General features: G+C 56.0%; 8 protein-coding genes. All 8 read left to right on the forward strand.

The genetic code is table 11. The features are described from left to right. Positions 1 to 227: 227 nt before the first annotated feature. A complete protein-coding gene (locus tag ACQE3D_RS02125; RefSeq protein WP_313729231.1) occupies positions 228 to 4,595 on the forward strand; it encodes an RHS repeat-associated core domain-containing protein in 4,368 nt (1,455 codons plus the stop codon). Positions 4,596 to 4,599: 4 nt separating this feature from the next. Then, positions 4,600 to 5,007 (forward strand): hypothetical protein, encoded by a 408-nt coding sequence (locus ACQE3D_RS02130; protein ID WP_157197912.1) that lies wholly within the window; start codon positions 4,600 to 4,602, stop codon positions 5,005 to 5,007. A gap of 366 nt (positions 5,008 to 5,373) precedes the next feature. Next, positions 5,374 to 5,676, forward strand: a complete 303-nt coding sequence (locus ACQE3D_RS02135) for an RHS domain-containing protein (protein WP_313729230.1) — start codon at positions 5,374 to 5,376, stop codon at positions 5,674 to 5,676. Positions 5,677 to 5,735: 59 nt separating this feature from the next. Then, complete coding sequence (locus tag ACQE3D_RS02140) at positions 5,736 to 8,543, forward strand: valine--tRNA ligase (protein ID WP_313729229.1); 2,808 nt, start codon at positions 5,736 to 5,738, stop codon at positions 8,541 to 8,543. A 15-nt stretch (positions 8,544 to 8,558) separates the two neighbouring features. Beyond that, positions 8,559 to 9,986 (forward strand): HDOD domain-containing protein, encoded by a 1,428-nt coding sequence (locus ACQE3D_RS02145; RefSeq protein WP_231883693.1) that lies wholly within the window; start codon positions 8,559 to 8,561, stop codon positions 9,984 to 9,986. Positions 9,987 to 9,989: 3 nt separating this feature from the next. Next, positions 9,990 to 10,784, forward strand: a complete 795-nt coding sequence (locus tag ACQE3D_RS02150) for a response regulator (protein ID WP_064029959.1) — start codon at positions 9,990 to 9,992, stop codon at positions 10,782 to 10,784. Positions 10,785 to 10,879: 95 nt separating this feature from the next. Beyond that, entirely contained in the window at positions 10,880 to 11,419 is a 540-nt protein-coding gene (locus ACQE3D_RS02155; protein ID WP_313729228.1) for a PAS domain-containing protein, read from the forward strand. 3 nt (positions 11,420 to 11,422) lie between these two features. Next, positions 11,423 to 12,910, forward strand: coding sequence for a methyl-accepting chemotaxis protein (locus ACQE3D_RS02160; RefSeq protein WP_064029955.1), 1,488 nt, complete (start codon positions 11,423 to 11,425; stop codon positions 12,908 to 12,910). Positions 12,911 to 12,922 lie beyond the last annotated feature (12 nt).

Consider the following 12,922-nt stretch of genomic DNA (forward strand, 5'->3'; position numbering starts at 1 on the left):
GTCCCGGAACATGAAAGCCAGTGGAGTGGGAGCGGCTTTAGCCGCGATTGACAGGGCTCCGACCCTGGATTCGGTAGCGGCTCCTCTGACTTTTATATTACCGCTCGGGCGAGAAGGAATACCCGCAATGCATACATCGGTAACGGACCGCCAAAATCCCTCAATGTTGAAATTCGATCCCATCCAGGCTCTGTCGTGTTTCGCTCGACAAGCCGGGAGCTTCGACCGTGACTAGCTCTCGCGATCCCCGACCAACCGGCGCGGAACTCAGGCTCCGCAATTTGAACGACGGTACCACGACTCGCGACTTGTCGCCGCGGCCATTACCGGTCGGCGTCAAGTCGGCCAAACCCGGCGCTAGCCTTAAGTCTCCCCGCGTCCGCGTCGCGAAATCCGCGCCACCGACGCTCAAGCAGGGCCAGCAAGGCGACGACGTTCGCCGCCTGCAACGATTACTTAATGCCTGTCTGAAGCCCAGTCCGCAGTTGGACGATGGCATTTTTAATTTGGCCACGCTGCAAGCCGTGCGGCAATTTCAAACCGGCGTTGGCCTGACCGCCGACGGCATTGTCGGCATCGACACCTGGTTTTATTTGTTCAAGGGCGAATCGGTTCAAGGCGCGGCGTTGGCGGCGCCCAAGCCGGTTGCTCCCGGCAACGTGACGGCCGTATCGGCGGTGCCGGTCAAGCCCGGCGTCGCGGACTGGCCGCTGGCCGATAAATTTGCCGAGGTACTGCGCCGCACCTTGCCGTTGTTGCCGGCCGGTGTGCGCGGCGAATTCGAGGCGATGATCAGCCCGCAAAATTTGGGGATTACCGCCGGTGTATTGGTGGTTTGGGCGGGCTCCCATGCGTTTGGCGTCGGCGAGGTGGTCGATGTCGTGATGCTGATCGGCGGCGCGTTTTTCCTGGGAATGGCGGTATTCGACGTGGCGGCCGATATTGGCGACTTCTTGACGTTGACGATAGACGCCGGCAGCGACCGCGAACTCGACGAAGCCGCCCGCCATCTCGCGAGCGTGATCGCGGTAATCGGCGTCGCGGCGTTCTTTGCGCTGTTGGCGAAGGTGCGGGCCATGAAAGGACGCAAGGCCCAGGCGAGGGTGTCGGCGTCCGAGTCGCCCGGCAACGCCGTCACGCCCTCGGAAGCCGCACGCGGATCGGGCGGTACCGGCAACGCGAAGAGCCGAAGCCCAGCGCCACCGGCCGATGCGAATTCAGGACCGCCGACATCTAATCAGACGGCCAATACTCCGAGCAATTTATGCAAGAAAGAAGGTTGCCCGATTAGCATGGTCACCGGCGAGGAAATGCTGGAAAAGGTCGACTTTACCTGGGAAGGTCCGCTACCTCTCGACTGGCGACGGTTTTACCGTAGCGGCCAGTCCGACATCGACCGGCAACTGGGTTACGGTTGGCTGACGCCGCTGGACGAATGGCTGGAAATCGGCCAACGCGCAACCTTTTGCAATGCCGACGGCCAACGCATCGATTTGCCGCTGCCAGCGGTGGGTGGCTACAGCATCAATCTGCCGGAACAATTGCGCTTGTACCGGGAAAATGATCATTTTCGCCTGGTCGAGCAAAGCGGATTGGCGAAAACCTTCACCGGTCGGTCTGGCCGTTGCCCTCTGCGGGCCTGGCACAACAGCCAAGGCCAAAGCCTGTATTTTCATCGCGACGCCAACGGTGATGTCGAGCGCATCTCCTCTAGCTGGAACAAACATTTACTGTTCGAGCGCCAAGGCCGGCGCATCGTCGCGATTCGTCCCGGCAAACGTGTCGGAAGCGGATTCGAAGCGGCCGGCGAGCCGTTGGTGAGCTATCGGTATAGCGACGCAGGCGATTTAATCGGTGCTCGCGACCGGCTCGAGCAAGGCGAAACCTACGCCTATCGCAATCATGTCATCGCCCGCCGTACTCTGGCTAGCGGCTTTAACTTTTATTTCGAATGGGATCAAGACACGCCGCAAGGCAAATGTCTGCACAACTGGGGCGATAACGGCGTTTACGATTACCGCTTCGAATGGTTGCCGGACGGCGTCAGTCATGCCATCGACTCGCGCGGCGGCGTCGCGGTGTATCGGCACGATCCGCAAGGTTTGTTGCTGCTGGAACGTAGCTCGGAAGGCCGCGAAACCCGCCACAGTTACAATGTCGATAACCAACTGGCGCAAACCGTGGCGCCGGACGGCGGTATCACCCGGTTTAGCTACGATAAGGAAGGCCGCTTGATCGGCGTCTCCGATGCGCTGGGTTTTAGCCAGCGCGTCAAATACGACAAACAAGGCAATCCGGTCGAACTGATCGATGCCTTGGATCAGCGTTGGCTACGCCGCTACGACGCCAGCGGCCGACTGGAAGAAATCGTTGCCGCCAACGGCGCGATCACCCAATACCAATACAATGCCCAAGGCGTGCCGGTACGCATCACCGATGCGCTGGGCCGGACGCGCTCGCTGTTGTGGGACGAACAGTTGCGCCTGGTCGGCGAGATCGGCTTCGACGGCATCAAGACCCGCTACCAATACGACGATGACGATCGTATCGTCGCCATCGTCGATCAGGACAAACGCACCACGCGTTACGGCTACGATGCCGCAGGTCGGGTCACGGCCGTGCAACACGCGGACGGCAGCACTGTGCAATTGCGCTACAACGCTGCCGGCTTGTTGACCCATTACATCGACGGCCTGGGCAACACCACTGAATATCGCTACGACGACGGCCTGTCCCAGCCCACCGCCCGCATCGATCCGCTGGGTCATGAAATGCGTTATCGCTACGACAGCGAACGCAATCTGATCGGCCTGATCAACCCGAAAGGCGAAACCTACAGCCTCAACTACGACCGCGACGAAAACCTCATCGAAGAAATCGGCTTCGACGGCCGTATCCAGCGTTACCGCTACAACGCCGCCGGTGCGCTGGAAGCCTACCTGCAACCCGGCGCCGACGGCGATTGGAGCGTCACCCGCTTCGAACGCGACCGTCTCGGTCGGCTGCTAAAAAAGCGTGCCGCCGACGGCAGCCTGAGCCAATACGGCTACGATCCGCTGGGCCGCTTGCAACTAGCCAAAAATGCCGACAGCCTAGTGCTGTTGGGTTACAACGCCCTGGGCCAGATCAACCAGGAAAACCAGAACGGCGCCATCGTCCGCCACAAATACGACTTGCTGGGCCGGCGCATCCACACCGAAACACCGGACCGGCATCGCATCGACTACCGTTTCGGCGAGCGTTACCTGGACAGCATCGAATTCGACGGCCAAACCCTCACCAGCCACCGCTACGACGAACTGGGCCGGGAAATCGGCCGTAGCCAAGGCCAACTCAACACCGACTACGACTACGATCCGCTGGGCCGCTTGTTGCAGCAACGCGCCGCGCTCAAAGGCCAAGCGGTGCTCATCGGTCGCCAGTACAACTACGATGCGGCCGGTAAGCTCCGCGAACTGGACGACCTGCGCCAGGGCCGCAGCCAATACCACTACGATCCCGCCGCCCGGCTGATCCGCAGCGAAGGCCTTAGCCCGGAAAGCTTCGTCCACGATCCGGCCGGCAACCTGCTGGGCGCCAGTGCGGAAGGCGGCCGAATCGAAGGCGACCGCTTGCTGATGATGGGCGACCGGCACTACAGCTACGACGCCGCCGGCAACCTGATCGAAGAAAAACGCGGCAAGGCCGGCCAAATCGTCACCCGCTACCAGTACGATAGCGACAACCGCCTGATCCGCGCCGAAACCCCGCAAGGCGCCGCCCAATACCGCTACGACGCCCTGGGCCGGCGCATTGCCAAACACACCGCGCAAGGCGAAACCCGTTTTCAATACGACGGCCCGCGCCTGCTCGCAGAAACCGATAGCCAGCGCAGCCGTATCTACCTATTCGAACCCGGCAGCTTCCGGCCCTTGTTGCTGCACGAACAGGACAACACCCAAGCCAGCGGCACCACCTACCACTACCACCTGGATCATCTCGGCACCCCTAGGGAGTTGACCGACGGTCAAGGCCACATCGTCTGGTCTGCCCGCTACCGCGCCTACGGCAACCTAGCCCTGGCAGATATTGAGGAAATCGACAATCCGCTACGCTTTCAAGGCCAGTACTACGACGCCGAAACCGGTTTGCATTACAACCTGAACCGGTATTACGATCCGAATGCTGGAAGGTTTATTCATCAGGATCCGATTGGGTTGGAGGGTGGCACTAACGTTTACCGGTATGCGCCTAATCCTTTGAATTGGGTTGATCCTTTAGGCCTAGTTAATTTAAACACCAACTCGGCAACGGGAAATTTTGGAGTTTATGAAATTCAGATTGATGATGTGCTTTACAAATATGGGAAAGCTGACTTGAGTAGGGTAACGCAAAGCTCCGGCCTCCCTACTAGGTTGCATCAGCAAGTTGTAAAATTGGGAAAACAAAACCCCGATTCTGAGGTGGTTGGTAGAGTTATTGATAAAGGTATGTCTACGACAAAAGAGGCAAAGGCCGTGGAGACTAAGAAATTACAAGAGTATTTTGATCAGACTGGTAATATACCGGAAGGTAATAAGAAAAGCTTTAAGCCGACAAAAACTAAGGATTGTTGAAGCAATGAATATATCTACATGTCAAGTTTATCCGGAAGTTGATGTCAGTTATAAAATTCCTAGTTTTCTTATGAAAGAGTTGCGTAAAGGATTAAACTCCTTGGGTAAGGAAATAACTTCTTTTAAGGAAAAATTCAAAGGACAAGATTTTGAGCTTGGCATTGTTATTTCGGCAACGCGTGAAAAAGATAAGCCTTTAGTCATGGGGCCTACATTTTTTAATCGATATAGGCGTGTTGATTTTGTATTACATATTCCTTATAAAAAATTCGATAGCTCTTATGATGAGTTTTCTTATATTGTCGAAAACCTGCGAAGTGGATTGGTGAGTATTTTTGACAAATATAGTGAGGATAGCTCTGGTATAAATGAAGTCTTGCAGGGTATATTGGAAATGGCGCCGCATCCCTAAATCGGAATAGCCCGAATAGAAAGTGTTAGCGTCAGCGTAATCGCAGGCCTGGAAGTGTACTGATTCGCTGCAAAGTCCTGAATCAGAAAGTTTCGTCCTCGCTGGGCCGGCAACCTGATCGAAGAAAAGCGCGGCAAGGCCGGCCAAATCGTCACCCGCTACCAATACGACAGCGACAATCGCCTGATCTGCGCGGAAACCCCGCAAGGGACCGCCCGGTACCGCTACGACGCCCTGGGCCGGCGCATCGCCAAACACACCGCGCAAGGCGAAACCCGGTTTCAATACGACGGCTCGCGCCTGCTGGCGGAAACCGATAGCCAGCGCAGTCGTACCTATTTATTCGAACCCGGCTGCTTCCGGCCCTTGGCGCTGCACGAAAAAGACAACACCCAAGCCAGCGGCAGCACCTACCGCTACCACCTGGACCATCTCGGCACGCCTAGGGAACTGACCAACAACCAAGGCCACATCGTCTGGTCCGCCCGCTACCACGCCTACGGCAACCCCTGGCAGCCGTCGAAGCCATCGACAACCCGCTACGTATCCAAGGCAAGTATTACGACCAAGAAACCGGTTTGCAGGACACGCTTACGCGGATGGGGTTTTGCCGGCGCGGCGGATATTCGAAACCGATCCGTCTGTATCGCTCCGAGAGCCGACTCGTAACGTGTTTTACGGTTAAAATACTCCTTCTGTTTTCAATGCAAGCTGATCCGACACACCTCATGGACAAAACCTATTCCCCGCACGCGATCGAACAACGCTGGTACCAACATTGGGAAGACAGCGGCTATTTTGCCGCCAAGCGCGAAGGCGCATCGTATTGCATCATGATTCCGCCGCCCAACGTCACCGGCAGCTTGCACATGGGGCATGCGTTTCAAGACACCATTATGGATGCCTTGACCCGCTATCATCGGATGAAGGGACACAACGCCTTGTGGCAACCCGGCACCGATCACGCCGGCATCGCCACGCAAATGGTGGTGGAGCGCATCATTAACGCCGACGGCAAGACCCGCCACGATTACGGTCGCGACGCCTTCATCGAAAAAGTCTGGGAATGGAAGGAACAATCCGGCGGCACCATTACCCGCCAATTGCGGCGCATGGGTTCGTCGCTGGATTGGGAAAAAGAACGCTTCACGATGGACGACGGCATGTCGGCCGCAGTGCAGGAAGTGTTCATCAAATTGTACGAAGAGGGTTTGATCTATCGCGGTAAGCGTCTGGTGAACTGGGATCCGGTGTTGCACACCGCCGTTTCCGATCTGGAAGTATTGTCCGAGGAAGAAGCCGGCTCAATGTGGCACATGCGCTATCCGCTGTCCAACGGCACCGGTTATTTGATCGTAGCGACCACGCGCCCGGAAACCCTGCTCGGCGATGCGGCGGTGGCGGTGCATCCGGACGACGAGCGTTACAAACATTTGATCGGCGAGTTGGTGGAACTGCCGCTGACCGGCCGCTTGATCCCGATCATCGCCGACGATTATGTCGATCCCGAATTCGGTACCGGTTGCGTCAAGATTACCCCGGCCCACGACTTCAACGACTACGAAGTTTGGTCGCGGCACAAGCAGATGACCGTCATCGCCGATCAGCCGCACGGCGGCTTGATCAACATCTTCACCGTCGACGCGGCGATCAGAGCCAACGATGATGGTTTTGCAATCCTTCCGGAAGCTTACGTCGGCCTGGACCGCTTCGAAGCCCGCAAACGCATCGTGGCCGATCTGGACGCCCAAGGTCTGCTGGAAAAAATCGCCGATCATAAGTTGATGGTGCCGCGCGGCGACCGCACCGGCGCGGTGATCGAACCGTTTTTGACCAATCAGTGGTACGTCAAAATCGCACCATTAGCCAAGCCGGCCATCGAAGCCGTCGAAACCGGCGCGATCAAATTCGTGCCGGACAATTGGAAAAACACTTATTTCGAGTGGATGCGCAATATCCAGGATTGGTGTATCTCCCGGCAAATCTGGTGGGGCCACCGCATTCCGGCCTGGTACGACGATAAGGGCAATACATACGTCGGCCATAACGAAGCCGAAATTCGCGCCAAGCACGGTTTGGCCGCCGATTACCCGCTGTTCCAAGACGAAGACGTGCTGGATACCTGGTTCTCGTCCGCGTTGTGGCCGTTCTCGACGCTGGGCTGGCCGGACAAAACCCCTGAGCTGGCCGCCCATTATCCGACCAGCGTGTTGGTGACCGGTTTTGACATCATCTTCTTCTGGGTGGCGCGGATGATTATGATGGGTCTGAAGTTCATGGGCGACGTACCGTTCAAGGAAGTCTACATCCACGGTCTGGTGCGCGATGCCGAAGGCCAGAAGATGTCCAAGTCCAAGGGCAACGTACTCGACCCGATCGACATCATCGACGGTATCGAACTGGATGCCTTGGTCGAAAAACGCGTGTCGGGCATGATGCAACCGCATCTGGCCAAGAAAATCGAGCAAGCCACCCGCAAACAATTTCCGGACGGCATTCCGTCCTACGGCACCGACGCCTTGCGCTTTACCTTCGCTTCGCTAGCATCCACCGGTCGCGACATTCGCTTCGATTTGCAGCGCACCGAAGGCTACCGCAACTTCTGCAACAAGCTGTGGAACGCGGCGCGTTACGTGTTGATGAACACTGAAGAGCAAGATAACGGCGTCGATTGCGCCGAGTGCCGCTACAGCCAGGCGGATTTGTGGATTTTGTCGCGGTTGAACAAAACGATAGCCGCAACCACGGATGCCATCGACAGCTACCGCTTCGATCTGGCCGCGCAAGCGATCTACGAGTTTACCTGGAACGAATACTGCGACTGGTATCTGGAGCTGGCGAAAATCTCGTTGCAAAGCGACGATGCGCTATTGCAGCGTGGTACCCGGCAGACCCTGGTCAGGGTGCTGGAGACCGTGTTGCGCTTGGCGCACCCGATCATGCCGTTCATCACCGAGGAAATCTGGCAACGCGTAGCGCCGTTGGCCGGTGTCACCGCCGCGACCATCATGTTGCAATCCTATCCGGAAACGGATGCCGAAGCGGTTAACGCCGCCGCCGAAACTCAGGTGCAATGGGCGATGGCCTTCATTCTCGGCATCCGCCGTATCCGCGGTGAAATGAACATCGCACCGGGCAAGCCGCTGAACGTGTTGCTGCAAAACGGCTCCGTCACCGACCAAGCCAACCTCAAAGAGCTGGAAAGCTATTTGCTGAAACTGGGTCGCCTGGAAAACATCACTTGGCTGAACGCCGGCGATAACGCGCCGGAATCGGCGATTGCGCTGGTCGGCGATATGAAAATCCTGATCCCGATGGCCGGCTTGATCGACAAGGACGCCGAACTGGCAAGACTGGATAAAGAAATCCAGCGCATCGAAAAAGAACTGCCGCGCATCGAAGGCAAATTAGGCAACGCCGCCTTCGTCGACAAGGCGCCTGCCGACGTGATTGCCAAGGAACGGGAAAAACTGGCCGGTTTGCAATCATCATTAACGAATCTGAAGGAACAGTACGCGAAGATCAACGCGCTGTAGCGGATGCCCGGCAACATGCCAACGCCGCCTAAAACCCTGGACGAATGGGCCGAAATGCTCCGAGTCCAGGAAATGCCGATCTTTTCCAATACCGCCAGCCATATCTACGCTTATCTGGACGATCGCAATAAGGGGGCGATGGAGTTGGCGGCCATCATCCTGCAAGATCCCAACTTGACCGCGAAATTGCTCAAGGTCGGCAATAGCCCTTATTACAACCCGTCCAAGCAGAAAATGAACACGATCTCGCGCGCCATCGTGGTGTTGGGCGCCGAGGTGATTCGCGAACTGACTTTGGCCTGTTCGTTTTTCGAAGCGATACTGACGTCGTCCAACAAGGAGCGCGCCAACCGGGAAATCGCGTTGGCGCTGCATGCCGCCGTGCAGGCGCGGGAGTTGGCGGTCATCGTCGGCGATACTTCGCCGGAGGAAGTGTTCATCGCGGCGCTGTTGCACAACATTGGTCACATTGCGTTTTGGTGTTCGAATAATCCGCAGGCGCGTAAAATTCACGAATTGATCGAGCGTAGCGGTTTGCGGTCGAGTGAAGCGGAAAAGCAGGTGCTGGGCTTTTCATTACGCGATTTGGGCAAGCGCCTGGGCAAGTCCTGGCACTTAGGTGGACTGATAGAGGAGGCGATGAGCCGGCCGGAGGCGGCCGATTCGCGCATTCGTGCCGTAACGATGGGGCATAAGATCTGCGAAGCCTTGAAAGCCGGCGGCGATTCGGCATCGATGCGCGATTGTCTGAGTAAACTGGCCGGCATGACCGGTAAAACCACCGACGAACTTAGCGAACGCATCGAGAAAAGCACTCGGCAAGCGATACAGATTGCCCGCCAGTTCGGCGCCAACGATGCGTCGCGCTTTATCGGCGGCGGGTTGGCGGTCGCCAGGGCCGCCGACGAAGAAGCCGACGCCAAGCCTGACAAGAAACAACTGCAAATTCAAATTTTGCAAGACATCAGCAGCCACATCAGCGGCGCCATTGATTTGAACGTGTTGTTTCAGATGGTCTTGGAAGGCATACACCGCGGCGTCGAAATGGATAGAACGCTGTTTATGTTGCTGACGCCGGACAAGCACACGCTGAAGGAGAAGTTTTCGCTGGGATGGCAAAAGCCGGTCGGTGGCGAGAAAATCCAAGTGCACAACAGCGAAGCCCAGGCCAATTTGCTGTTCGGCGCGCTGAATCAATCCGAAGGCGTCTGGCAGTATCCGGATCAACAGCCCACCTTGTACACGGCGCAAATCGTCGAGCGTATCGGTCGCCATCCGTGCTTTGTTTTTCCGGTCCATGCCGAAAACAAAGCCATAGGCTTGATTTATTGCGACCGTTCGATTAATGGACTACCCTTATCCGGCGAAGATTTTACCGCCGCCAAGCACTTCGCCAAACAGGCTCATATCGGCCTTACGCTTTATCGGATGAAAGCCCATTAGCGAATGAACAGTCCAATACTCAGCAACTTGCGCGTCTTTCTGGTCGAGCCTTCCCACACTCAGCAGCACATTATTGTTCAGTATCTCAACCGTTGCGATATTCACGATATCGACATGATAGGCAGCGGTGCCGAGCTGTTCGAACGCCTGCGTCAGGAACGGCCGGATTTAATCATCAGCGCGATGTATTTACCGGATATGACCGGGGTCGAACTGGTTCACGAACTGCGGCAGGACTCGGCGTCCTACGAAATGGCTTTCTTGCTGATTTCCAGCGAAACCAACATCAAGTACTTGGAACCGATCCGGCAGGCCGGCGCGATTGCCATATTGCCCAAACCGTTCACGCTGCAAGCCTTGTCAACGGCTTTGCATTCGACGCTGGATTATGTCCATCCGGAAAAAGCGGCGTTGGAACATCTCGATATCGAGGACTTGCGAGTATTGCTGGTGGACGACAGCGAGTTCTCGTTGAAATATCTGACCAAGGTTTTCAACAACATCGGCATCGATCAAATCAGCACCGCGACCGACGGTCGTGAAGCGCTGGACTTGTTCAACCAGCAATATTTCGATTTGATCGTTACCGATCTGAACATGCCGGACATGGATGGCTTGCAGCTCGTCGATCATGTCCGCAAGCATCCGGAGCGCGGTAGCGTGCCGATTCTGATGGTCACCAGCGAGCAAAACCAGAATCGGCTCGCCGCCATTGAAAAATCGGAGGTTTCGGCAATACTGGACAAGCCGTTCGAGCCAATGTCGATAAAACGCCTACTGATCAATTTGCTGAATTAGATCGCGCATTTGGCGGCCGCGCCTTTGCGGAGGGCGTGGCATCAAATAATAACATTACAAATTTCGAGGCATTTTCAGCCTTCAGGCACGGTCAAATGAAACCAGCGATCACCCCGATCAATCAAGAACGCAAACTTGCCGAAGACGACTTTATCGTTTCCAAGACCGATACGGCGGGACGCATCACCTATGCCAACCGGATCTTCATGGAAATCGCCGGCTACCCCGAGCAAGAATTACTCGGGGTGCAGCACAACATCATCCGTCATCCCGAGATGCCGCGCGGCGTATTCCGGTTTATGTGGAATACCTTAAAAGCCGGCAACGAATTCTTTGGGTTCGCCAAAAACCTGTGCTCCGATGGTAGCTTTTATTGGGTTTTTGCCAATATTACGCCGGATTACGACAAGAATGGCAAATTGCAGGGCTACTATTCCGTGCGCCGTAATCCGCCGCGTTCGGCGCTCGAGGCGTTGATCCCAGTATACCAAGAGATGTTGGCGATCGAGAAAGCCAGTTCCGTAAAGGACGCTCCAGACAAATCGTTGGAATATCTACTGGATTTCGTTCAACAAACCGGTGCGAAGAATTATGACAGCCTGGTTCTGAGCCTCTACAAACCGCACGGAGTTTAAGTCATGAAGAAAAGGGCCAATTCCAACGCGAATATTCCGTTTCTGCGTACTCGCCTCAATTTTGCGGTAGCGATTATCCTGGTTTCGTCGATCGGACTTTTTCTCTACCACCTGCTTAGCGACGGATTCTCGATAGTCACGCTCGGTTTGACGCTGCCTTTACCGGCGGTGGCTTACTACCTTTGGAAAACCGGCAAGCAAAGTTTGACGGTGCTGGAAAGGATAGAAGACGTGTTGCGACTGACCAATAACGGCGAACTTTATCATCGCGTCACTCAAGTCCACGGCATGGGTGAAATCGGTAAGGTGGCCTGGGAGTTGAATGAAGCGCTGGATTTAATGGAAGCCTATTTCAAGGAGGTCAACTCCTGTTTCAAACATTCGGCGGAAGGCAATCACGGCCGTTACGCGTTGGTGGATGGCTTTCCGGGCCTGTTGAAGCAGTCGGCGGTTAGCGTTAACGACGCTATCAAACACATGCGGGAAAACGAGCGCTTGATGATTCGGCGGCGCTTGTCCGCTGGACTGCACGCCTTGAATACCACTAACTTGCTGGGCAATCTGAAGGGCAATCAAAGCGATTTGCTCAATATCACCGAACAGCTGGAAAAGGTCGAGATCATTGCCGCCGACACCGGCCGCAATGCCGATGCCAGCTTGTCGACCGTCGAAACCATCAGCGGGTCGCTGACCGACATCAACGCCAACGTCCACTCGGTGTCGGAAGTGATCGGCGCCTTGATCGCCGATAGCAAGAAAATCACCGAATCGCTGTCAATGATTACCGGCATTGCCGATCAAACCAACTTGTTGGCGCTGAACGCCTCTATCGAAGCCGCGCGTGCCGGCGAGCACGGTCGAGGCTTCGCGGTGGTGGCCGACGAAGTGAAGAATTTGTCCGAGCATACCAAGAATGCCGCGCTGGAGGTGTCGAAAACTTTGAACGCCTTCAACAAGCGGGTGCAACAGATGCACGCTGAAGCCGAAAATTCGGCAGGCCTGTCCCAGCAAATTCTCGAGCAGGTCAGCGCGTTTCGTCACCAATTCTCGAATCTGTCCGAATCCGCCAAGGCTTCCGTTGGCTACATAGCTTATGCCAAGGATAAATCTTTCGGGCTACTGACCAAGCTCGATCATATCGTTTACAAGCAAAACGGCTACATTTCGATCGAAGCCGCTGGAGAGTGTCCGCAGCAGCAAGCCATACTGGTCGACCATCACAATTGCCGTTTGGGCAAGTGGTATTACGAGGGCATGGGCCATCAAAGCTTCCGGACCACCCAGGCCTACGCGAAACTGTCGTTGCCGCACGGCGATGTCCATGACGCAACGCAAGCCGCTTTCAAAATTTCCAGGGATCGCTGGATGGAAGATCCCAGGCTACTCGACGAAATTATCAATCAAATGCGCCGAGCCGAGGACGCCAGCGCCATCGTGATGCAATGCATAGATGAAATGGTTCGCGAAAAACACGTCGACGATAAATATTAAAAAACCGTTGAG

The sequence above is a fragment of the Methylomonas sp. MS20 genome, from assembly GCF_050275925.1.
Classification (GTDB): Bacteria; Pseudomonadota; Gammaproteobacteria; order Methylococcales; family Methylomonadaceae; genus Methylomonas; species Methylomonas koyamae_A.